Raw genomic sequence first — 22388 nt, 5'->3', positions numbered from 1 at the left:
CCGCCGCTGGCGAGCGCGCAGGTCGGCGTGGATTTCGTCTTCGAGCCCGCTCACAGGCGCCCGGGGCATCCCGCCCAGCTGGCGCTGAACAGGCCCGCCCTCTCTTCGCCCGGAACACTGCGGCTTCGCGGCCTCCAGCGGGCGCCTGCGCCGCCGACGCCCTCCGCCAGGCTCGCCCAGCCGTTGCCGGCCGGCTCTCCCTACGCCCTGCCGGCCGCGGCGAGCGCCCAGGCGGGCGGCGCCGCGCCGAACGGCTAAGCGGCGTCGCCCTGACGGTCACCGCCGGCGCGGCTGGAACCCGGCATGGACGCCGCCCGGAGGCCCTGGCTCCCGAAGACGCGAAGGGCGCATCCGGGATGGCAGGGGCTCCGCGTCAGGCATCCTGGTCTTGCAAGCCGCTCAGCGACTGGCCATCGCCCAGCTGGTGCGGCTCGTGGTCTGGCTGGAGCGAAGGTCCTGGCGCTGCTGAGCGCCCAGCCCGTCCACCGCTTCCTCGCGGAAGGCCTGCCGGCAGCTGTTGACGCCACCGAGGCTGATCTCGCCACGGCTGGTGCAGAACTGCTCCGAGGCGATGTCCACGCGTTGACGGAAGGTCGCCGCGCCGGCGGCTTGGCTCAGGTTCAGATCCCCGACCATGATGTGGACGGGTTGGACGCCGGTCTCGGCATGGGCGAGGCCGCCGATGGCGACCAGGGGGGTGGCGACCATGACCAGCGCGCCGATGGCCGAAAGCGTGTTCAGGACCTTGCTCATTTTCAGTCTCCGTGAATGTGTTTCGCCGCCCTCAGCGGGTATCCATGGAATACTGGGGATGTGCTTGGTCAGCCAGTTAAGGCTGCGTCATGAAGTAAGGTTCACAAGATGACGCGTGCGTAATGTTTCGTGGCGCCGAACCCCCGCCAGCGAGCCGATCCTGAGATGGGTGAACGTCCCGGCGGGGCAGGGCTCACCCGGCGTTGGGCGCCGTCGGGCGGTGCTCCGGGAACAGCAGGGCGAGCGCCGCTTCGTCGGCGGCGCAGACGCCGCGTTCGGTGATGATGCCGCTGACCAGGCGCGCCGGCGTCACGTCGAAGGCGTAGTTGGCGGCGGGGCTGCCGGGCGCGGCGATGTCGATGCTGACCACCTCGCCCGTGGCCGTGCGACCGGTCATGCGGGTGACCTCCTCGGCGGAGCGCTGCTCGATGAGGATCTGGGCCACTCCGTCCGTCAGGCTCCAATCAATGGTGGAGGACGGCAGGGCGACGTAGAAGGGCACGCTGTTGTCGTGGGCCGCGAGCGCCTTCAGATAGGTGCCGATCTTGTTGCAGACATCGCCGGTGCGGGTGGTGCGGTCGGAACCGACGATGCAGAGATCGACCATCTCGTGCTGCATCAGGTGGCCACCGGTGTTGTCGGCGATGATGGTGTGGGGCACACCCTCCTGCCCCAGCTCGAAGGCGGTGAGGCTGGCGCCCTGGTTCCTCGGCCTCGTCTCGTCCACCCATACGTGGACGTCGACGCCGGAGCGGTGAGCCTTGTAGATGGGCGCCAGCGCCGTGCCCCAGTCCACCGTCGCCAGCCAGCCGGCGTTGCAGTGGGTCAGCACCTCCACCCGCCCACCGCCCTTGCGCTCGGCGTGTTCGGCGATGAGCCTTGCGCCGTGCTCGCCGATGGCCTCGCAGGTGGCCACGTCGGCATCCGCCAGCTCGGCGGCGCGTGCGGAGGCGGCGGCCAGACGGTCGCCTCGCGGGCGGTTGCGCACGGCGGCGAGCATCTCCTTCAGGGCCCAGGCGAGGTTCACCGCGGTGGGGCGCGCCTCCAGCAGCCGGTCGTGCGTCCGCTCCAGGCCTTCGTCCGAGGCATCCTCTCGCAGGCCTAGACACACGCCATAGGCCGCCGCCACCCCGATCAGCGGCGCGCCGCGCACCTGCATTTCGGCGATGGCCCGAACGGCGTCGTCGAGCGTGCGCAGGCGCACGGTGGCGACGGCGTGCGGGATGCGGGTCTGGTCGAGGATTTCCACGTCGCCCGAGCCGTCGGCGGCCGGCCAGATGGTGCGGGTGGGACGGCCGGCGATGTTCATCCCCTCCCCCCTTGCGGGAGGGAGCGCGCGTGGACCCTCACGCCTCGTGCCGGGTCATCACCAGGCAGCCGTTGGTTCCGCCGAAGCCGAAGCTGTTGGACATTACCGTGTTCAGCCTCACGCCGTCCCTGCGCGCACGCACGATGGGCAGGTCGGCGAAGGCGTCGTCCAGGGTGTCGATGTGGGCGCTCTCGGCCACGAAGCCGTCCTGCATCATCAGCAGGCAGTAGATCGCCTCCTGTGCGCCGGCCGCGCCCAGGCTGTGACCCGTCAGCGACTTGGTCGAGGAGATGAGCGGGACACGGTCGCCGAACACCTGGCGCACCGCTTCCATCTCCTTGGCGTCGCCGATCGGGGTGCCGGTGCCGTGGGGGTTCAGGTAGTCCACCGGCGCTCCCACGCCTTCCAGTGCGAGCTTCATGCAGCGCACCGCGCCCTCGCCCGACGGGGCGACCATGTCGTGGGCGTCCGCGTTGGCGGCATAGCCGGCGATCTCCCCATAGACCTTCGCGCCGCGCGCCTCCGCCCGGTCCAGCGCCTCCAGCACCACGATTCCGGCCCCGCCGGCGATCACGAAGCCGTCCCGGTCGGCGTCGTAGGCCCTGCTGGCCACAGCCGGGCGGTCGTTGAAGCCGGAGGACATGGCGCCCATGGCGTCAAACAGCACGGAAAGTGTCCAGTCCAGCTCCTCGCAGCCGCCGGCGAAGACGATGTCCTGCTTGCCCATGGCGATCTGCTCGTAGCCCACGCCGATGCAATGGGTGGAGGTCGCACAAGCCGAGGAGATGGAGTAGTTGACTCCGCGCGTCTTGAACCAGGTGGACAGCACAGCCGACGGGCCCGAGCACATGGCCTTGGGCACCGCAAAGGGGCCCACGCGCTTGGGTCCCTTGGTGCGGGTCGTCTCGGCGGCCTGGACGATGGTGCGGGTGGAAGGCCCGCCGGCGCCCACGATCAGGCCGGTCTTCTCGTGCGCCATGTCGGCGGGCGAGAGCCCGGCGTCAGAGATCGCCTGCTCCATGGCGATGTGGGCGTAGCCCAGCCCCGGGCTGAGGAAGCGGGCGGCCCGCCTGTCCACCAGGGCCTCCCAGCTTCCGCCGGCCATCCTGGGAGGCGCATGGACCTGGCAGCGGAAGCCGAGCTCGGCATATTCGGGGGCCAGGACCACGCCGGACCGGGCCTCGCGCAGGGACCGGGCCACCTCCGCGGCCGTCGAGCCGATCGAGGAGACGATGCCGATGCCGGTGACCGCGACGCGGCGCATGAACCCTTCCCTCGTTCGCAGGCTGCTGTTTCGCGGGTGTTACACGAGGCCCTTGGCGTCGAACAAGCCGACGCGGAGGTCTTCGGCGGTGTAGATGGCCTTCCCGTCCGCCTCCAGCACCGCATCGCCGATGCCCATGATCAGCTTGCGGTCGATCGTCCGCTTCATGTCGACAAGATAGGTGATGCGCTTCACGTCGGGCGTCACCTGGCCGCGGAACTTCACTTCGCCCGCGCCCAGCGCCCGGCCGCGTCCTGGCTTGCCGGACCAGCCGAGGAAGAAACCCACCAGTTGCCAGAGGGCGTCCACCCCGAGGCTGCCGGGCATGACCGGGTCCTCGTGGAAGTGGCACTTGAAGAACCAGAGGTCGGGATCGACGTCCATCTCGGCGCGGATGAAGCCCTTGCCGTGCTTGCCGCCATGGAGGGTGATCTCGGTGATCCGGTCCATCATCAGCATGGGCGGCGAGGGCAGTTGGGCGTTCCCAGGCCCGAACATCTCGCCCCGGGCGCAGGACAGCAGGTCGTCGTGGTCGAAGCTCGACATGGCGTAGGCGGGCAGGGACAGATCTACGGCGGTCATGGCGTCTGGCGCATCCTGGATCAGAGCGTCCCCAAGGCCGCCGCGTCGAAGGCGAGGGGTACACGAGCCGGCGCGCCGCCTCAACCTGGGCCATGGAACCGGCCCGGCGGCCCGATCCGCTTGCCGAGGACGGAAGCGCGGCGCTAGCCTTCGCCCAACGAAAAGAGGACATGCCTGATGGACGACGCTGCGCCTGACGTCTTTCCACCGCCGCTCGAACTCGCCGCGTCCTCATCCCTTGATGCGGTGAGCTATGCCGCCGAGCGCGAGCGGGCGGCGGCCGATCCAGACGGCTTCTTCGCTGACGCCGCCCGGCGGCTGGACTGGATCAAGCCCTTCACCCAGGTCAGCGACGTCTCCTTCGACGCCTCGGACCTGCACATCCGCTGGTTCGGCGACGGCGTGCTGAACGTCAGCGCCAACTGCATGGACCGCCACCTCGACACCCGCGGCGACCAGACCGCGATCCTGTGGGAGGGTGACGACGCCAAGGACAGCCGGGCGATCAGCTACCGCGAGCTGCACCAGGAGGTCTGCCGCTTTGCCAACGTGCTGAAGGCGCACGGCGTCAAGAAGGGCGACCGGGTGACGATCTACATGCCGATGATCCCGCAGGCCGCCTACGCCATGCTGGCCTGCGCGCGGGTGGGCGCGGTGCATTCGGTGGTGTTCGGCGGCTTCTCGCCCGAGAGCATCGCCAACCGCATCACCGACTGCGGCTCCACGGTAGTGGTCACCGCCGACGAGGGCATGCGCGGCGGCAAGACCTTCGCCCTCAAGGCCAGCGTGGACAAGGCGCTGGAGCAGGCCGAGGGCGTGCGAACCGCGCTGGTGGTGCGCCGCACCGGCAAGACCGTGGCCATGACCGAGGGTCGCGATTTCGCCTACGAGGCCGAGGCCGCGAAGGTCTCCACCGACTGCGATCCGGAGCCCATGGGCGCCGAGGACCCGCTGTTCATCCTCTACACCTCGGGCTCGACCGGGAAGCCCAAAGGCGTGCTGCACACCACCGGCGGCTATCTGTTCTGGGCCGCCTACACCCACGAGACGGTGTTCGACTACCGCGCCAATCCTCCTGGACAAGCCGAAGTGTTCTGGTGCACCGCAGACGTCGGCTGGGTCACCGGCCACAGCTACATCGTCTACGGCCCGCTGGCCAACGGGGCGACGACCCTGATGTTCGAGGGCGTGCCGACCTGGCCCGACAGCTCGCGCTTCTGGCAGGTGATCGACAAGCACCAGGTCAACATCTTCTACACGGCGCCCACCGCCATCCGCGCCCTGATGCGCGAGGGCGATGGTCCCGTGAAGGCGACCTCGCGCAGGTCGCTCCGTGTGCTGGGCTCGGTCGGCGAGCCCATCAACCCGGAGGCTTGGCGCTGGTATCACAAGGTGGTGGGCGAGGGCCGCTGCCCCATCGTGGACACCTGGTGGCAGACCGAGACCGGGGGCGTGCTGATCTCGCCCACTCCCGCCGCCGTGGCGCTCAAGCCGGGCTCCGCCACCCTGCCGCTACCCGGCGTCGTGCCTGAACTGCTGGACGCCGAGGGCAAGGTGCTGGCGGGCGAGGCGGAGGGGAACCTGGTGATCGCCAGGAGCTGGCCGGGGCAGATGCGCACGGTCTATGGCGACCACGCCCGCTTCGTGGACACCTACTTCAAGACCTATCCCGGCAAGTACACCACGGGAGACGGGGCGCGGCGCGACGCGGACGGCTACTACTGGATCACCGGCCGCACGGACGACGTGATCAACGTCTCCGGCCACCGCATCGGCACCGCCGAGGTGGAGTCGGCCCTGGTCGGCCACCCTTCGGTCGCGGAGGCGGCCGTGGTCGGCTTTCCTCACGACATCAAGGGCCAGGGCCTCTACGCCTACGTCACCTTGCGGCAGGGCCACGACCCGACGGACGAGCTGAAGAAGACCCTGGCCGACGTGGTGCGCACCGACATCGGCCGCTTCGCAGCGCCGGAGGCCATCCAGTGGGCGCCGGGCCTGCCCAAGACCCGCTCCGGCAAGATCATGCGCCGCATCCTGCGCAAGATCGCCGAGGGCGCCACCGACCAGTTGGGCGACACCTCAACGCTCGCCGACCCCTCGGTCGTGGATGAGCTGGTGAAGGGGCGGGAAACGGCGGGTTAGTGTCTTCTCCCTTGCGGGCGGGGGGAAGAAGGAAACTTCGGTCCGGCCCGATGGTTGAGACTTCCGAAGACGGACGCACCCTCGCGTCCGCCGCCAGGAACCTCCCCCATGGACGCCGCCGCCAACGCCTTCCCCGCCGCCGACGAGCGCCTGCGCATGCAGGACCCCCGCACGCAATACCCCCAGCCGCCCTTCCCCGAGCAGCCCCAGCAGGCGCCGGGCTTGGCCCGCGCCATGGACCCCAAGCCCGACCACGGCGAAACCAGCTACAAGGGCCACGCGCGCCTGGACGGCCGCAAAGCGCTGGTCACCGGCGGCGACTCCGGCATCGGTCGCGCCGCCGCCATCGCCTTCGCCCGTGAGGGGGCGGATGTCGCCATCGTCTACGAGCCGGACGAAGAGGCCGACGCCAAGGAAGTGATCGCGCTGATCGAAGCCGACGGCCGCAAGGCGCTGGCGCTCCCCGGCGACATCAGGGACGAGGCCTTCTGCAAGCAGATCGTGGCCGACACGGTGAAGGCGTTCGGCGGCCTGGACATCCTGGTCAACAACGCCGGCAAGCAGACCACCCAGCCCACCATCGCCGACATCACCTCTGAGCAGTTCGACGAGACCTTCAAGACCAACGTCTACGCCATGTTCTGGATCACCAAGGCGGCGGCCGAGCACCTGCCCCCCGGCGCCTCGATCATCAACACCGCCTCGGTACAGGCCTACAAGCCGGGCGAGGCGTTGCTCGACTACGCCTCGACCAAGGCGACCATCGTGGCCTTCACCAAGTCGCTGTCCCAGCAGATGATCAAGAAGGGCGTGCGCGCCAATGTCGTCGCGCCCGGCCCGTTCTGGACCGCGCTGCAGCCCTCCGGCGGCCAGACCCAGGAGAAGGTGCAGAAGTTCGGCGAAGAGGCCGCCTTAGGCCGTCCCGGCCAGCCTGTGGAGCTGGCGCCGGTCTATGTACTTCTGGCTTCGCAGGAAGCGAGCTACATCACCGGCGAGGTCTATTCGGCGACGGGCGGGTCGGAGGCGGTGGCCTAACCTTCCGCGGCGGAGCGGCCTCGTCCTTCGACAAGCTCAGGATGAGGCCGACTTCAAGCGGTTGGAACGCGAAGACGCGGCCGTACAGCCGAGGGAGCGCCTGGACGGCCATTCGGCTCATCCTGAGCTTGTTGAAGGACGAGGCGACCCACAACGGATCAGCCTGCCGAAGCAAACCTCGGCATCGGCAGTCCCGCCACGTCCACCCGGGTCACGAACAGCGACCCGTCCAGCGCGTCGGGCGGCAGGTCGTCCTGCCCCTGGCGTGCGCTGGTCATGTAGAGCGTCTTGCGGTCGGCGCCTCCAAAGGCGCAGCTCGACGGCTGCTTGGCGGGCAGCTCGATCTCGCGATCGATCTTGCCGGCAGGGGTGAAGCGCACGAACCGGCTCCCGCCCCAGCGCGCGCTCCACAGGCACCCCTCCTCGTCCATGGCGCCGCCGTCCGGATTGCCCGGCGCGACATCGCCCTCGGCGAACACCTGCTGGTTGTGCAGGGCTGGCCCGTCGGGGTCGTAGTCGAACACCCAGATGACCCGCCGCTTGGTGTCGTTGGTGTAGAAGCTCAACCCGTCCGGGCTCCAGCAGAAGGTGTTGGTGATGTTGATCCCGCTCAGCATCCGCTTGGCGAAGCCGTCCGGGGCGATGCAGAACACCGACCCGTTGTCCGCCGCCACCGGCACATCCTCCCCGCCGGGCCCAATGTTGTTGAACATGGTGCCCAGCCAGAGGCGCCCCTGCGGATCGGTGCGCACCTCGTTGGAGCGGTTGCGGGGATCGGTGTCTGGCCGGGTGAACTCGGTTGTCGCCCCGCTCTCCAGATCCAGCCGGTAGACCCCGTCGACCAGCATCACCAGGGCGTGGCCGTCCTCGCTCGGGATCACGCCGCTGACGTACTTCGGCATCGGCCAGCGCTCGATCCGGCCGCTGGAGGGGTCGAATCGCTTGACCGTCTTGCCAACGATGTCACACCACCACAGCTTCTGTGTCGCCCCGTCCCAGAAGGGCGTCTCGCCGAGCTGGTCGCGCTCGGAGCGCGGGACGATCTCGTATCCGGCCATGGGCGTGGCTCCTGCAGCACTTGAGCGGGATGAGCGCGCGTGCCACGGCGGATCGCATGATCCGCCTGTTCGTTCCCGATGCCCTTGTCGCGGGCGCCTCCGTCGCCCTGCCGGCCGAGCAGACCCATTACCTGGTCAACGTCATGCGGCTGGGCACGGGCGCCGAGGTCCACCTGTTCAACGGGCGCGATGGAGAGTGGCGCGCGACCTTGACGGCGACCGGCAAGCGCAGCGCCGCGCTGGCCGTGACGGCGCAGATGCGCCCCATGCGCCTGCCGCCCGACCTCGACCTCGTCGTGGCGCTGGTGAAGCGCTCCAGGCTCGAGACCATCGTGGAGAAGGCGGCTGAACTCGGCGCCCGACGAGTCCGCCTGACCACCACCGGGCGCACCAACGCCGGCCACACCAACGTCTCGCGCCTGCAGGCGATCGCGATGGAGGCGGCCGAGCAGACCGGGCGGCTCGACGTGCCGCAGGTGCTGGGTCCCGAGCCATTGGACCGGCTTCTCGAGAGCTGGACGCCTGCGCGACGGCTGATGTTCTGCGACGAGGCCGGCGATGATCCGCAGATGCGCTGGGGCGGCGACGCGGGCAGGGCGCAATCGGTCATCCAGGCGCTGGCGGACCAGCCGCGCGAGGCCCCCTGGGCGATGCTGATCGGGCCCGAGGGCGGCTTCGATCCGGCCGAGCGGGACCGGTTGCGCAGCCTCCCCTTCGTCATCGCCGTGACGCTCGGCCCCCGCATCCTGCGCGCCGACACCGCCGCCATCTGCGCCCTCGCCCTGTGGCAGGCGGCGCTGGGCGACTGGAGCGCCGCCCCGGCAGAAGCCGATCTGGGCGCCTGAGCCGCCACGCAGCGAGGGCTTGAGCGCCGGGAGCTGCGGCCTTATCTCGCGGTTGCTGCGATCCGATCTTGGACGCCGCGCGCGCACCTGGAGGCCCGATGGCCGACGCCAAAGTGGATGCGCCTCCGTTGCGTCTGGAGGACCTGGCCGGCTACCTGGCCGCAGGTTGTCGTCCGCGCTCAGAGTTCAAGGTCGGCGCCGAGCACGAGAAGTTCGGCTTTCGCCAGGCCACCCTGCGGCCCATCCCCTACGAGGGATCCGACGGCGTCGAGGCCCTGCTGAAGGGGCTGATGCGCTTCGGCTGGAAGGGCGACTACGAGGCGCGGGACGGCGGCGAGACACTGATCGCGCTCAGCCGTAATGGCGCAAGCATCAGCCTGGAGCCCGGCGGCCAGTTCGAGCTGTCCGGGGCGCCGCTGGCCACCATGCACGACATATGTTGCGAGACCTCCCAGCACCTGAACGAGACCAGGGCGATCGCGGACGAGCTGGGCATAGGCTTCCTGGGGCTCGGCTTCTCGCCCATTTGGCGGGTGGACGAAGTGCCGGTCATGCCCAAGGGCCGCTATAAAATCATGCGCGACTACATGCCCGAGGTCGGCACGCGCGGGCTGGACATGATGTTTCGGACCTGCACGGTTCAGGCGAACCTCGACTTCGCCTCCGAAGCCGACATGGTGAAGAAGTTCCGGGTCTCGCTCGCCCTGCAGCCCGTGGCCACGGCCCTGTTCGCCAACTCGCCCTTCACCGAAGGGAAGCCCAACGGCTGGCTGTCGGCGCGGGGCGCGGTCTGGACCGATGTGGACGCCGACCGCACCGGCCTGCTCGAGTTCGTGTTCGAGGACGGGTTCGGGTTCGAGACCTACGCGCGCTATGCGCTCGACGTGCCGATGTATTTCGCCATGCGGAACGGCCGCTATGTCGATCTGGCCGGCAGGTCATTCCGCCGCTTCATGGCCGGCGAGCTGGCCGAGCTGCCGGGCGAGCGCGCCGGCATGAAGGACTGGGGCGACCACCTCACCACCCTGTTCCCCGAAGTGCGGCTGAAGACCTACCTGGAGATGCGAGGGGCCGACAGCGGGCCGCAGTCCAGCCTGTGCGCCCTGCCCGCGCTGTGGACCGGCGTGCTCTACGACGATGCGGCGCTGGAAGCGGCCTGGGACCTCTGCAAGGCCTGGACGATGCAGGACAAGCTGCAGCTCCGCGTGGATGCCGCACGCCAGGGGCTGAACGCCGTGGTCGCCGGCCGCACGCTGCAGGATGTGGCCAAGGACATGACCGCGATCTCGCGCGAAGGTCTGAAGCGCCGCAACCGTCTGAACGGCGGCATGCTCGACGAGACGGTGTTCCTGAACCCGCTGCTGGAGGTGGCCGAAAGCGGCGTCACCCCCGCCGAACGCCTGCTCGAGCTGTATCACGGCCCCTGGCAGGGCGACGTGAACCGAGTGTTCAACCTGGCCTACTAGACACTTCGCACGCTCCCGCCCTTCGGCCCCATCCGCTTCGAGATGCGGGGAGATCGATGGGCGTTGATGCGGTACAGTCCGGCCCAGGCCCATCGGTCGGGAGCGTGCATGATCAGGGTCGGCATCGGCGGCTGGACCTTCGAGCCTTGGCGCGGGACCTTCTTTCCCGAGAAACTGCCGCATGCGCGTGAGCTGGAGTACGCCTCCCGCCAGGTCACGGCGATCGAAGTGAACGGCACCTACTATCGCACCCAGTCGCCAGCCACCTTCGCCAAGTGGGCGGCGGAGGCGCCGGACGACTTCGTCTTCAGCGTGAAGGCGCTGCGCTATTGCACCAACCGCAAGGTGCTGGCCGAGGCGGGCGAGTCGGTGGCCAAGTTCGTGGGCAGCGGGCTGGCCGAGCTCGGCGACAAGCTCGGCCCCATCCTGTGGCAGTTCATGCCGACCAAGCGCTTCGAGCCGGAGGACATGGCGGCCTTCCTGGACCTGCTGCCAGACGAGGTCTCAGGCCGCAAGCTGCGCCATGCCCTGGAGGTGCGCCACGAGAGCTTCCGCAACGCGGCCTTTGTGGACATGGCCCGCAAGCGCGGTGCGGCGGTCGTCTTCGCCGACAGCGCCAAATATCCATCGCTGGCCGATTCCACGGCGAACTTCGTCTACGCCCGCCTGGAAGATGCCAAGGAAGGCGTGGAGACGGGCTACATCCCCGCTGAGCTCGACCGTTTCGCCGGAATGGCCAAGACCTGGGCTGAGGGCGGTGCGCCGACCGGCCTGGACTACCTATCGAAACCGGCCAGCTCCGCCGGGCGGCGCGATGTCTTCATCTTCATGATCAACGGAGCCAAGGTACGCGCGCCTGCCGCCGCCCGGGCGCTCATCGCCCGGCTCTAATCGCACCATGGACAGCGCAGCCCTGGCAGCCCCCACCCGCCCTATGTCCGTCGCCGCCCTGGAGGGCGTCGAGGTCGACTACCGAGGCCGACGTGCGCTCGGCCCGCTGAGCCTGGAGGTTTTCGCCGGGGACGTGGTCTCGCTGGTGGGGCCCTCGGGCTGCGGCAAGTCCACAGCCCTGCGCCTGCTGGCTGGACTCGAGCCGCCCACCCGTGGCGTCGTCCGTCGCACTCCTGGGCGCGGCGAGACGGCGGTAGTGTTCCAGGCGCCTACCCTGGCCCCCTGGTCGGACGCCCGCGCCAATGTCGCCCTGCCCCTCCGCCTGGCCGGGGCGCCCGCCCGGGACTCCGCCGACCGGGCGACCGCAGCCCTGGAGAGAGTCGGTCTCGCGAAAAGCGCACGGCTGCGGCCGGTCCAGCTGTCCGGCGGCATGGCGATGCGGGTCGCCCTGGCCCGCGCCCTGGTGACTCATCCCCGCCTGCTGCTGCTCGACGAACCGTTCGCGGCGCTGGACGAGATCACCCGCCGCCGCCTCGCCGACGACGTGCTGACCCTGGCGCTCGACGCCGGCGTGGCGGTGGTCTTCGTCACCCACAGCGTGGAGGAGGCGGTCTACATGGGCTCGCGCGTGGTCGTGCTCACCAGCGGCCCGGGGCGGCTGGCCGCTGAGACCTCCGTCGCCGCCGCCCTGCCGCGCCCTGCGGGGTTCCGCGCAACGCCCGTCTATCGCGAGGCCGCGGAACAGGTCTCGCGCCAGTTGGAAGCCACGCTCAGCTGACTCTCGTGCGATTCAGGCGGGAAATCCCGGCCGGACATCTTCCCGGAAAGCCGGAATTCCACTATATCGGCCGCCAGATCGCCAGCCGGCGGGCTTCCGCCCGGCCGCGGCCTGTCCCGTGAACATCCCGGACGTTTTATGAAGCAACTGGCTAATCCTGGTTTTAACGATCGCCTCACCGCCGCAGCGGACGCCAAGAAGGCGATGCTCGCCCGCTTCAAGCCCAAGCCCACAGTCGTCGCCGAGACCCTCGTGGACCGCGCCACCCTTCGCGAGCAGGAGCGCGAGGCGGTGCGCATCGCGCGCGTCGAGGAGAAGGAGCGCCATCGCTCCGAACGCGCCGCCGCCGAGGAGGCCGCGCGACTGGCCCTGCTGCAGGACGAACAGGCCATGCTCGAAGCCAAGCGCACCGAGCGCAAGGAGCGCAAGCAGCTTCAGAAGATGGACGCCCAGTCCCGCCGCGCCCAGCGCCTGTCGATGTACTCGCGCGGCTGAGGGTCAAATGCTCCCCCGCTGGGGGAGCTGTTGGCGAAGTCGACTGAGGGGGCCGACGCATTGCGTCGGCGGCGCCCCCTCCACCAGCTCCACCGGTACCGCTCCCCTAGGGGGAAGGATCAAGAGTTGCCCTACAGCATCGAGGGCAGCACCCTGTCCGGCGGCCGGTGGCCGTCCTGGAAGGCCTTGATGTTGATGATCACCTTGTCGCCCATCTCGGCCCGCCCCTCGATCGTGGCCGAGCCCAGATGGGGCAGGAGCACCACGTTGGGCATCTTCAGCAGGCGCGGGTCTACGCGGGGCTCGTTCTCGTAGACGTCGAGCCCCGCCCCCGCCAGACTGCCCTCGGCAAGCCGTGCCGCCAGCGCCGCCTCGTCCACCACCCCGCCCCGGGCGGTGTTGATCAGGATGGCGTGGGGCGGCATCAGCTTCAGCCGGCGCGCCGAGAGCAGGTGGTAGGTGCCCGGCGTATGCGGGCAGTTCAGCGACACCACGTCCATGCGGGCCAGCATCTGGTCCAGGCTCTCCCAGTGGGTGGCCTCCAGCGCCTCGGCGATGTGGCCGGGGATGGGCCGGCGGTTGTGATAGTGGATCGACAGGCCGAAGGCCTTGGCGCGGCGGGCGAGGGCTTGTCCGATGCGGCCCATGCCGATGACCCCCAGCGACTTGCCGCGGAGGCGCCGGCCCATCATCCAGGTGGGCGTCCAGCCCTCGAAACGTCCCGCCTCAAGCGCCTTGGCGCCCTCCACCACCCGCCGCTGCACCGCCAGGATGAGCGCCATGGCCATATCGGCGGTGTCCTCGGTCAGGACGCCCGGGGTATTGGTCACGATGATCCCACGCGCATTGGCCGACGCCACGTCGATGTGCTCGAACCCCGCTCCGAAGTTGGCGATCAGCTTCAGCTGCGGGCCCGCCTGGGCCAAAACGCCTGCGTCGATCCGGTCGGTGACGGTGGGAGCCAGCACGTCGGCCCGCGCAACGGCCGCGGCCAGCGCGTCCGCGCTCATCGCACGGTCGTCGGCGTTCAGCTCCACGTCGAACAGCTCGCGCATGCGGGCCTCCACCGCAGCGGGCAACTTGCGCGTGACGACGACTTTAAGCTTGCGATCGGGCATCAGGGCGAACGAAAAGAGCGTGTGGGAACGCTCGGGGCCAAGGTCTGTAGCAAAGCGGCCGGAGGTGGCCAATGGGCGGCGGCCCTGCTCGCCCTGGTGGCGGTGGGTCCGGCCGCCTGTTCGCGTCATTCGCAGGCGCCGCAGCCCGCCGCAGGGCAGGCCGGCGGGCGGCAGACGCCGTCGGGCTTCCCCGTCCCGCGCTATGTCTCCACCAAGTTCGACAAGGTGAACGCTCGGGTGGGACCCGGCGACGACTATGCGGTGAAGTGGGTCTATCGGGTCAAGGGCTTGCCGCTTCAAGTGGTGGCAGAGACCGAGGAGTGGCGGCGCGTGTGCGACTCCGACGGATCGTTGTCGTGGGTGCGTGGCCGCACCACCGATGCGCGCCATACCGTGATGCGCACCCAGCCTCAGGATCTCGCCTTGCACGCCAGGCCGGACGACGCGTCGCCTGCGGTCGCCACCCTGGTCGGCCACGCCATGGCCGAGCTGAAGGAGTGCCAGGGCGTCTGGTGCCGGTTGTCGGTCGGACACGCCAGAGGGTGGGCGCGAGCGGACGAGGTCTGGGGCACCGCGAGCGCTCCGCAGTGTCGTTGATCCAGATGTAAAGCCCAGGCCGCTGAACCGTGGGCAGGCTCAGGCGGCGATGCAGACCTCATCGGCGCTGGCCAGCACCTGCTCCAGCGCCGCCTGCAGCTTGGGCAGCTCGATGGGTTTGGCCACGTGACCGTCCATGCCGGCGGCCAGGTAGGCTTCCACCTGGTGCGTGAGGGCGTTGGCGGAGAGCGCCAGGATCGGCGTGCGTGCGCGGCCGCTCGCCGCCTCCTCGGCGCGGATGGAGCGGGTCGCCGCCACCCCGTCCTGGCGCGGCATCTGGATGTCCATGAGGATGACGTCGAAGCGGCCACCGCGCCAGGCCTCGACCGCCTCCAGGCCGTCGCTGGCGAGCGTCAACTCCACCCCGAAGATCTGCATGATGGTGGTGAGCACCAGCTGATTGGTGGGGTTGTCCTCCGCGGCCAGCACGCGCAGCGCGCCCCTTTCGTCCACTTCAGGCCCGGGGCGCGCCTCGGGCGCCGCCTCATCCATGGGATCGAGCGGAGGAAGCGGGGGGCGGGCGACGGTCTCCGACTGCACGCGCGGGATCGGCGCCTGAGCAGCCGCAGCGACGCGCGGCAGCGGCACGAGCACCGCGAAGGTCGATCCCTGCCCAGGCTCACTCTCGACCCACACGCGCCCATCCATAAGCTCGCTCAGCTCGCGGCAGATGGCGAGGCCCAGGCCCGTGCCGCCGAAGCGGCGCGTGGTGGAGGCGTCCAGCTGGGTGAACTTCTGGAACAGCAGCGGGACCTTCTCGGCGGGAATGCCCATGCCGGTGTCGCTCACCGTCAGGCGAAGGCCTTCAGCGCCCCCTGCGCCGTCACCCCACACGCGCAGGCGCACCGAGCCCGCCTCGGTGAACTTCAGGGCGTTGGAGAGGAAATTGTTCAAGATCTGGCGCAGCCGCGCAGCGTCGCCCTGCCGCCAGTCTCGGGCGTCGTCCGCGACTTCGACATCCAGCTTGAGCCCCTTGCGCCCGGCCACGGCGGCGAAGCCCGAGGCCGCGGCCTGAACGAGGCTGCAGACGTCGAAGTCGGCCACCTCCAACTCCAGCTTGCCGGCCTCGATCTTGGAGACGTCCAAGATGTCGTTGAGCAGGCTGAGCAAGGTCTCGCCAGAGGCGTGGATCACGTCCACCTGCTCGCGCTGGCTGGGCTCCAGAGGGCTGCGGGCCAGGATTTGCGCCATGGCCAGGACGCCGTTCAGCGGCGTGCGGATTTCGTGGCTCATGTTGGCGAGGAACTGTGACTTGGCCAGATTGGCCGCCTCCGCCGCGTCCCGGGCCTCCACCAGCTCGGCCAGGGTGCGACGCAGGGCCATGTCCTTCACGTGCAGACGCGACATCAGCGTATTAAAGCACTGGGTCAGCCGGCCGATCTCATCGGCGGTGTCGAGTTCCACATGGACCTGGAACGCGCCGCTAGAGCCTACCGCCTCCATGGCTTCGGAAAGCCTGGCCACCGGCGTGGTGATCCGCGCGGCGAGCCAGCGGCCGAGGAACAGCGCCAGGGCCGTGGCGGCGAAGAACAGCGCCCCCCCCATCGCCAGGTAGTGGCTGAGCGCTGTCGCGCCGGACGGCGGCGAGATGCTGACCACAACCTCGCCGACCACCCTGCCGTCCCAGCGCAACGGCGCCTGGAACAGCTTCTTCCCTTTCTGGAGGCGTGTCAGGCTGCGCGCGAAGACCACAGCGTGACCGTGAGGGCCCCGCGCCTCTATGGAGTCGAGCCGGGGGAAGTAGCTCATCACCTGCAGGTCGCGGGCTACCCGCGCGTCATCGCCCGCCGCGAACGGCTGGGCCTCGTTGGCGGCCAGGATGCCGGCCAAGCCCTGGCTGACCCGGTGGTCGGCGGCCTGCTCGGTGTGGCGCTGCTCGAGCATGAACAGGGTGCAGCCGACGAAGAGCACCGCGACCGCGGTCAGCAGGATGGCGGCGGTGATGCGCGCCTGCAGCGACTGGGCATGGCGAGACGGGCGGCCCGGCGGGGACGGCGTATGCGCTCCAGCTACAGGATCAGCTGCGGTCATCGGCCGGTGATAGCCTCGCGAGTGCTAACGCTTCGCTTAAGCACCACGCGTTCCCGCCCCGGTGGCTTTCCGGCCACATTCAGCTCACAGGAGAGCGAAATCGCGTTCTGGGCGAAAATGAGGCTGGCGAAATGCTTAAGCTTATGTTTACCTTGATCACCTCGTGTGAGGTTGGAGGGTTTCATGGAACGCGCGCTCGTCGCTCAACAGGTGGCCAACAAGTTGTTCGCCACGGAAGACGCCATCGATCAGGCGATCGCCAACGCCTCGCTGCTGGTGGGCGAGCTGGTGAAGGCGCGCCAGGAACTCGGCGTCTCCGCCGTCTTCGCCGACGAGTCCTTCACCAGGGCGACCGCAGCGCTGGCCGCGCTCGGCCAGGCGCGCACCGCCATGGTGGCCTGCCACCACGACCTCAACGACGCCAAGCTGCGCGTCGGCATCCGCACGAACATGGCTGGTGCGGCTCCCAAGCCGCCTGCGCAGTCCCGGCTGACCACCTCGGACCTTCGCCAAGTCGGCTGATCCATTTTTCAGACAATTAACTTTCTCCGAGTAGAATGCGCCCTGCCGAAGGTCGGGGCGCATTTTTGTTATGTTCAACGCTTTTATATGGCTGAGCTTACCGAGCGTCCTGGCTGGCATCTGCCTACTGGCGTGGTGGCGCGGCGCTGGTGCGGAGCAGTATGGAAGCTTGCTGATACTCATCGCTGATATCGCAGCCGATGTCTTTATGGCTGTCGCCTACCCCAAATTTCCAGGATTGAGCATGTGCGCAATAGACTTCGCGCTAGCCTCCGGCCTGCTCTTCATTGCTCTGCGATTTAGCAGCGTCTGGCTCGGCGGCGCTATGCTCCTGCAGAGCATTGCGTTGTGCCTGCAGGCGTTTGACTTTGTGGGTGACGGCCCGTCGATCCCCGCTCACTACCTCATTAACGACCTGCTCAGCTATGCGATGGTGGCGTGTTTAATTGCGGGACTGGCCGGTTCCTGGCGAAGGTCGCAGGCCAAGCCGCGCCAGGCCCGCGCCCCGGCGCCCCTACCTAGTTGACGTCAACAGGGGCGCCCCAAGCGGACGCTTCAGTATCGGTAGTGGTCCGGCTTGAAGGGGCCTTGTACAGGCACGTCAATGTAGTCTGCCTGCGCCTTTGACAGCAGGGTCAGCCTTGCGCCCAGCTTAGCGAGGTGGAGCATGGCCACCTTCTCGTCCAGGTGCTTGGGCAGGGTGTAGACTTGGTTCTGGTAGCGGCCTGTGCCGACATTGGTCCATAGCTCGATCTGGGCCAGGGTCTGATTGGTGAACGACGCGCTCATTACAAAGCTCGGATGCCCCGTGGCGTTGCCGAGGTTCACCAGGCGGCCCTCCGACAGCAGGATGATCTTCTTGCCGTCGGGAAACTCGATGTGGTGGACCTGGGGCTTGATCTCGTCCCACTTGAAGTTCTTCAGCCCCGCGACCTGAATCTCGCTGTCGAAGTGGCCGATGTTGCAGACGATGGCGTTGTTCTTCATCGCCCGCATGTGATCCACCGTGATCACGTCCTTGTTGCCGGTGGCGGTGACGAAGATGTCCGACTTGCCGGCCATGTCGTCCAGCGTCTGGACCTCGTAGCCCTCCATGGCGGCCTGCAGGGCGCAGATCGGGTCGATTTCGGTGACCACCACCCGCGCGCCGCCCTGGCGCAGCGAGGCGGCGCTGCCCTTGCCCACGTCGCCGTAGCCGCAGACCACCGCCACCTTGCCGGCCAGCATCACGTCGGTGCCCCGCCGGATGGCGTCCACCAGCGATTCGCGGCAGCCGTAGAGATTGTCGAACTTGGACTTGGTGACGCTGTCGTTGACGTTGATGGCGGGGAAGGGCAGCTCGCCCTTGGTGGCCATCTGGTAGAGGCGGTGGACGCCTGTGGTGGTCTCCTCCGACACGCCCTTGATGGCGCCGCGGATCGCCGAATAGAAGCCGGGCTTCTCCTTCAGGTAGCGCTTCATTACCGCGAACAGCGCCTCCTCCTCCTCGTTCTGCGGGTCGGAGATGACGCTGACGTCCTTCTCCGCCTTGGGCCCGAGCACGCACAGCAGCGTTGCGTCGCCGCCATCGTCCAGGATCAGGTTGGGATAGCCGCCGTCGGCCCATTCGAAGATCTTGTGGGCGTAGTCCCAGTACTCCTCCAGCGTCTCGCCCTTGGTGGCGAAGACGGGGGTGCCGGTGGCGGCGATGGCGGCGGCGGCATGGTCCTGGGTGGAGAAGATGTTGCAGGACGCCCAGCGGATGTCGGCGCCCAGCGCCTGCAGCGTCTCGATCAGCACCGCCGTCTGGATGGTCATGTGCAGGGAGCCTGCGACGCGTGCGCCGTGCAGCGGCTTGTCTTGGCCGAACTCCTCGCGCACGGCCATCAGGCCGGGCATCTCGGTCTCGGCGATGTCGATCTCCTTGCGGCCGAAGCCGGCCAGGGAGATGTCGCGCACGATGTAGTCGGCCATGGTCGGCTCCGAAGAGGATGTCGGCCGCGTCTATATCGGCGGAGCGCCCAACCGGCAACCCGCATATAAGGATGTCCTTATATGCCGCCCTCCGTGCTGGAGCCGGGAGCTACTGGGCGTTGGTCTGGAGCGAGGGCCCTTCCGGCTGCTGGGTCCCGGCGAACTTCACGCCGGAGTTCTCGCCGGACTTCAGCACGCCGAGCAGCTTGATGTCGAAAACCAGCACGCTGTTGGGCGGGATCACCGGCGGATGGCCGGCAGCGCCGTAGCCCAGGCTCGGAGGCGTGTAGATCAGCCAGTCGTCGCCCGGGCGCATGCGGGGCAGCACCTCCTGCCAGGCGGGGATCAGGTGGCCGAGTTCCAGCACCGCAGGCTGGCCGGTGGCGCTGGTGGAGTCGAACACGCTGCCCGACAGCAGGCTGCCGGTGTAGTCGACCTTCACCTCATCGCCCTTGGCCGGGTGCGGGCCGTCCGCTGGACCGGAGGCCACCACTTTGTACTGCAGACCGTCGCCGAGGACGGAGACGCCCTTCTGCTTCCTGTTCTGGTCCAGAAACTTCTGCTCGTCCTGGGAAGCGCTCTGCTGGTGGTGACCGCACGCAGCGAGCAGCGCGCTGGAAGCTATTAGGACGGTGACGAAGGCGCGGCGGCGGGTGGGCATGGTTTAGGACTCGGCGGTGGACGGGCTGACAATGCGTCGTCCGCACGAGGGTTCATCCGGTTTTTCCCTTCCTAGAAGGGGAGCGCGCTTCGCATCGGGCTCCCTTCCCCCTTGATGGGGGAAGGGTTGGGGATGGGGGCGACTTCAGGACGCGTGCGGAAGGGCTCGGGTGACGCCTTCCGCAGCCTTGACGTGACCACCCCACCCCTGCCCCTCCCCATTCGAGGGGCAGCGAGCACTTCAGACTCCACATGCGACCCCTCGACCAGAAGGAAAGGGGAGTCGCTACCCCCGCGGAGGATACCCATGCTCGCGCAAGGCCTCGGTGATCTCGTCGGTGTGGCGGCTGTCGCGGGTCTCCACCATGATGTCGAACTCCGCGCCCTTAGCCGGGACGTCCAGGGAGAGGCGGTTGTGCGCCACCTCGATGATGTTGCCGCCCGCCCCGCCGATCACCGCCGAGACGGTGGCCAGCAGCCCCGGCCGGTCGTCGCCGACGATCCGGAAGCGCGTCATGCGCCGCTTGCGGATCAGCTCGCGTGTCAGCACCGAGGCCAGCAGGCGCGTGTCGATGTTGCCGCCGCAGAGGACCAAGCCGACCTTTTCGCCCTTGAACTTCTCCGGATAGGCCAGCAGCGCCGCCAGCGAGGCGGCGCCCGCGCCCTCCGCCACCGTCTTCTCCACATTGACATAGAGGGCGACGGCGCGCTCCAGGTCGCCCTCCTCCAGCAGGAGCACCTCGTCGATCAGCGGCTCGGCGATGGCGAAGGTCAGCTCCCCTACCGTCTTGACGGCGATCCCCTCGGCTATGGTCTGGCCGCCGATGTTAGGGCGCGCGCCGCTCATGCGCGCGGTGAAGGAGGGGTACATGGCCGCCTCCAGCCCCACGATCCGGATGCCCGGGCGGATCGCTCTGGCCGCGGTGGCCATGCCCGAGATCAGGCCGCCGCCGCCTATGGGGATGGGCAGCACCTCCAGATCGGGCGCGTCCTCCAGCATCTCCAGCGCCACGGTGCCCTGGCCGGCGATCACGTCCAGATCGTTGAAGGCGTGGACGAACACCAGGTCGCGCTGGTCGCAGATCTGGCGCGCATAGAGGCCCGCGTCGTCATAGGTCTCGCCCTGCAGGATCACCTCGGCGCCGAAGCCGCGGGTGTGCTCCACCTTCATGATCGGCGTCTGGCGGGGCATGACGATGGTCACCGGCACCCCCAGCCGCTGGCCGTGATAGGCCAGACCCTGGGCGTGATTGCCGGCAGAGGCGGCGATGACGCCGCGCTTCTTTTCGCCGTCCGTGAGCTGCAGGAGCTTATTCAGGGCGCCGCGCTCCTTGAAGGCGGCGGTGAACTGCAGGTTCTCGAACTTCACCCACACCTCCGCACCTACGATCTGGGACAGGGTGCGGGACCGGCGGCAGGGCGTGCGCTCGACCTGGCCGCGGATGCGGTCGGCGGCGGCGCGGATATCGTCCAGGGTGACGCTCATGGGCGCGGAGCCGTAAAGCTTGGCAGGCGACAGGGGAAGCCGGATCGGCGCCGTGTCGACCGTACGGGCCTGAACACAACCTGATCCCCTTATCCTGGCGAATGAGGGAGCCGGATCGTAAGACTCAGCAGAACGAGAGCTTGAGCCTGTACAGCCGGCGTGGCGCCTTTAATCTGCGTCCGGCATGCGCGGGATGGGCGGGCCAGGCGCAGGTCTAGCGGGCGAAAGACCACCCGCCCCGCAGGCCGCGCAAGATGTCCACCCGCCGCATGGCCTTGCCAGGCCAGGCTGAGGCGCGTCCGAGCGGCAGGGACTCCGCTGCGCCTCGCACGCCATAGGCGGCCGCGCGCACCGCCGTGGAGGGGGAGAACCGGCCGACATAGCCGTAGGCGACTTCGCGCTGGACGCTGGCCAGGCTCTGCTTGAAGCGGTAGTCCCCGGCGCCCAGGTCGAATTCGGCCATCCCCTGGGCCGCCGCCCACTTCAGGATGTCGGCTATCAGCACCACACCTGGAGAGTATTTGGACGCCTCCAGGTCGTGGGAAATGAACCAGGCGTGCAGGGCCTGGCCATCGCAGAGGGCATAGTGGGTGGCGAGCAACCGCTCGCCGGCGTGGAGCGTGAACAGCTTGCCGCTGATCTCGCCCACGGGGCTTTCGAACAGGTTCTGGATCAGGCGCAGCGGCCAGCCGGCGTCGAAGATGTCGGTCTGGCGGGTCTCAACGTAGCGGGCGCGCTTCCAGGTCAGCATAGTGTCGAAGTCGGCTTGGATGGTGGAGCCGGCGGTGAAACGCACCTCGCCCAATTCCCGGCCGATCTTGCGGCGCTTCTTGGCGCAGTCCTGCAGGATGTCGCTGCCGGCGGCCTTGCGATGGGCGGCATAGGCGTCGAAGCCCTCGCGCAGGCAGGCCAGATGGCTGACCGTGCGCCCGCGCATGTAGGGCGCCATCTCCGCCTGGCTGGCGATCTGGGTGTCGAAGTCCAGGCGGTGGACGCCCAGCGCCTTGACCAGGACGCGAGGCCGGAAGCTGTAGCCGGCCTCCAGGGCCACGCCCTGGTAGTCGCACATGGGCGCGCCGACGGGCTGGGCGGCGAAGCGGGACACCCGCGCGGGCAGGAAGCCGACCGGGCGGCCGCCGTCGCGCAGGATGGCGATGCGCGCGCGCCGCCGATCGGGGCCGTCAGCCCCGGCGCAGGCGCGCACCCAGTCGGGTGAGAAGAAGGGGCTGGTCAGGCCGGCCTCACGGCGGAGCCCGGCCCACCGCGCGGCGTCGGACGGCTGCAGGCGGTCGGGCCTCACCACCTCGATATCCATGCAGGGCCTTCCGACTGAGACGCGCACGTGTTGTAGGCCAGTGAGGGTTACGCCGGGGTTTCGCTGGATGCGCGTTCGCTCTCTCAGG

The 22388-nt window shown here is 68.8% G+C and carries 22 protein-coding genes; 11 read left to right on the top strand and 11 right to left on the bottom strand.

Going from position 1 to position 22388, the window contains the following annotated elements; translation table 11 throughout:
• Window positions 1-258 (top strand): hypothetical protein (locus tag HUV06_RS03260; protein WP_217433613.1); only part of this gene is annotated, 258 nt, incomplete at its 5' end.
• 141 nt (window positions 259-399) lie between these two features.
• Here HUV06_RS03260 and HUV06_RS03255 read toward each other — a convergent pair.
• The 4 genes from HUV06_RS03255 to fabA all read right to left on the bottom strand — a co-directional run bounded on the left by HUV06_RS03255 (window position 400) and on the right by fabA (window position 3872).
• On the bottom strand, window positions 400-753 hold the full coding sequence (locus HUV06_RS03255; protein ID WP_174299838.1) for a UrcA family protein: 354 nt from the start codon (window positions 751-753) through the stop codon (window positions 400-402).
• Between the two features lie 193 nt (window positions 754-946).
• Entirely contained in the window at window positions 947-2062 is a 1116-nt protein-coding gene (gene mtnA / locus HUV06_RS03250) for an S-methyl-5-thioribose-1-phosphate isomerase (RefSeq protein WP_174299837.1), read from the bottom strand.
• A gap of 37 nt (window positions 2063-2099) precedes the next feature.
• Window positions 2100-3326, bottom strand: coding sequence for a beta-ketoacyl-ACP synthase I (gene fabB / locus HUV06_RS03245; protein WP_174299836.1), 1227 nt, complete (start codon window positions 3324-3326; stop codon window positions 2100-2102).
• Window positions 3327-3365: 39 nt separating this feature from the next.
• Entirely contained in the window at window positions 3366-3872 is a 507-nt protein-coding gene (gene fabA / locus HUV06_RS03240; protein ID WP_174299842.1) for a 3-hydroxyacyl-[acyl-carrier-protein] dehydratase FabA, read from the bottom strand.
• Window positions 3873-4085: 213 nt separating this feature from the next.
• Between fabA and acs the strand changes: the two genes are divergently transcribed.
• Window positions 4086-6050, top strand: coding sequence for an acetate--CoA ligase (acs, locus tag HUV06_RS03235; RefSeq protein WP_174299835.1), 1965 nt, complete (start codon window positions 4086-4088; stop codon window positions 6048-6050).
• Between the two features lie 108 nt (window positions 6051-6158).
• Window positions 6159-7085, top strand: a complete 927-nt coding sequence (locus HUV06_RS03230) for an SDR family oxidoreductase (protein ID WP_174299834.1) — start codon at window positions 6159-6161, stop codon at window positions 7083-7085.
• A gap of 158 nt (window positions 7086-7243) precedes the next feature.
• Here HUV06_RS03230 and HUV06_RS03225 read toward each other — a convergent pair whose 3' ends face one another.
• Entirely contained in the window at window positions 7244-8143 is a 900-nt protein-coding gene (locus HUV06_RS03225; protein WP_174299833.1) for an SMP-30/gluconolactonase/LRE family protein, read from the bottom strand.
• Window positions 8144-8199: 56 nt separating this feature from the next.
• On the opposite strand from HUV06_RS03225, the gene HUV06_RS03220 reads away from it, so the two are divergent.
• From HUV06_RS03220 to HUV06_RS03200, 5 genes are all read left to right on the top strand, one after another.
• A complete protein-coding gene (locus HUV06_RS03220; protein WP_174299841.1) occupies window positions 8200-8988 on the top strand; it encodes a 16S rRNA (uracil(1498)-N(3))-methyltransferase in 789 nt (262 codons plus the stop codon).
• Window positions 8989-9086: 98 nt separating this feature from the next.
• Entirely contained in the window at window positions 9087-10454 is a 1368-nt protein-coding gene (locus tag HUV06_RS03215) for a glutamate--cysteine ligase (protein ID WP_174299832.1), read from the top strand.
• 108 nt (window positions 10455-10562) lie between these two features.
• On the top strand, window positions 10563-11345 hold the full coding sequence (locus HUV06_RS03210; RefSeq protein WP_217433612.1) for a DUF72 domain-containing protein: 783 nt from the start codon (window positions 10563-10565) through the stop codon (window positions 11343-11345).
• Window positions 11346-11352: 7 nt separating this feature from the next.
• A complete protein-coding gene (locus HUV06_RS03205) occupies window positions 11353-12123 on the top strand; it encodes an ABC transporter ATP-binding protein (protein ID WP_254600852.1) in 771 nt (256 codons plus the stop codon).
• 138 nt (window positions 12124-12261) lie between these two features.
• Entirely contained in the window at window positions 12262-12618 is a 357-nt protein-coding gene (locus tag HUV06_RS03200; RefSeq protein ID WP_174299830.1) for a DUF6481 family protein, read from the top strand.
• A gap of 131 nt (window positions 12619-12749) precedes the next feature.
• Here HUV06_RS03200 and HUV06_RS03195 read toward each other — a convergent pair whose 3' ends face one another.
• Complete coding sequence (locus HUV06_RS03195; protein WP_174299829.1) at window positions 12750-13736, bottom strand: D-glycerate dehydrogenase; 987 nt, start codon at window positions 13734-13736, stop codon at window positions 12750-12752.
• Window positions 13737-13757: 21 nt separating this feature from the next.
• On the opposite strand from HUV06_RS03195, the gene HUV06_RS03190 reads away from it, so the two are divergent.
• Entirely contained in the window at window positions 13758-14333 is a 576-nt protein-coding gene (locus tag HUV06_RS03190; RefSeq protein ID WP_174299828.1) for an SH3 domain-containing protein, read from the top strand.
• Window positions 14334-14372: 39 nt separating this feature from the next.
• Here HUV06_RS03190 and HUV06_RS03185 read toward each other — a convergent pair whose 3' ends face one another.
• Window positions 14373-16364 (bottom strand): ATP-binding protein, encoded by a 1992-nt coding sequence (locus HUV06_RS03185; protein ID WP_174299827.1) that lies wholly within the window; start codon window positions 16362-16364, stop codon window positions 14373-14375.
• A 183-nt stretch (window positions 16365-16547) separates the two neighbouring features.
• Between HUV06_RS03185 and HUV06_RS03180 the strand changes: the two genes are divergently transcribed.
• Together HUV06_RS03180 and HUV06_RS03175 are read left to right on the top strand one after the other, a co-directional pair.
• Window positions 16548-16886, top strand: a complete 339-nt coding sequence (locus HUV06_RS03180) for a hypothetical protein (protein ID WP_174299826.1) — start codon at window positions 16548-16550, stop codon at window positions 16884-16886.
• Window positions 16887-17055: 169 nt separating this feature from the next.
• Window positions 17056-17412, top strand: coding sequence for a hypothetical protein (locus tag HUV06_RS03175; RefSeq protein WP_174299825.1), 357 nt, complete (start codon window positions 17056-17058; stop codon window positions 17410-17412).
• A 29-nt stretch (window positions 17413-17441) separates the two neighbouring features.
• Here HUV06_RS03175 and ahcY read toward each other — a convergent pair whose 3' ends face one another.
• The 4 genes from ahcY to HUV06_RS03155 all read right to left on the bottom strand — a co-directional run bounded on the left by ahcY (window position 17442) and on the right by HUV06_RS03155 (window position 22300).
• Window positions 17442-18839 carry an adenosylhomocysteinase gene (ahcY, locus tag HUV06_RS03170; protein ID WP_174299824.1) on the bottom strand — a complete coding sequence of 466 codons (1398 nt, stop codon included), beginning with the start codon at window positions 18837-18839 and terminating at the stop codon, window positions 17442-17444.
• Between the two features lie 109 nt (window positions 18840-18948).
• Window positions 18949-19500, bottom strand: a complete 552-nt coding sequence (locus HUV06_RS03165; RefSeq protein ID WP_174299823.1) for an FKBP-type peptidyl-prolyl cis-trans isomerase — start codon at window positions 19498-19500, stop codon at window positions 18949-18951.
• A gap of 285 nt (window positions 19501-19785) precedes the next feature.
• Window positions 19786-20985, bottom strand: a complete 1200-nt coding sequence (locus HUV06_RS03160) for a threonine ammonia-lyase (protein WP_174299822.1) — start codon at window positions 20983-20985, stop codon at window positions 19786-19788.
• Between the two features lie 214 nt (window positions 20986-21199).
• Window positions 21200-22300 carry a GNAT family N-acetyltransferase gene (locus tag HUV06_RS03155; RefSeq protein ID WP_174299821.1) on the bottom strand — a complete coding sequence of 367 codons (1101 nt, stop codon included), beginning with the start codon at window positions 22298-22300 and terminating at the stop codon, window positions 21200-21202.
• Window positions 22301-22388: the final 88 nt, after the last annotated feature.

Origin of the sequence: Caulobacter sp. S45, assembly GCF_903642205.1 — a bacterium.
GTDB lineage: Bacteria > Pseudomonadota > Alphaproteobacteria > Caulobacterales > Caulobacteraceae > CAHJWH01.
The sequence above is the reverse complement of the archived record's forward strand: the minus strand, read 5'-3'. Positions and strand labels throughout refer to the sequence as shown.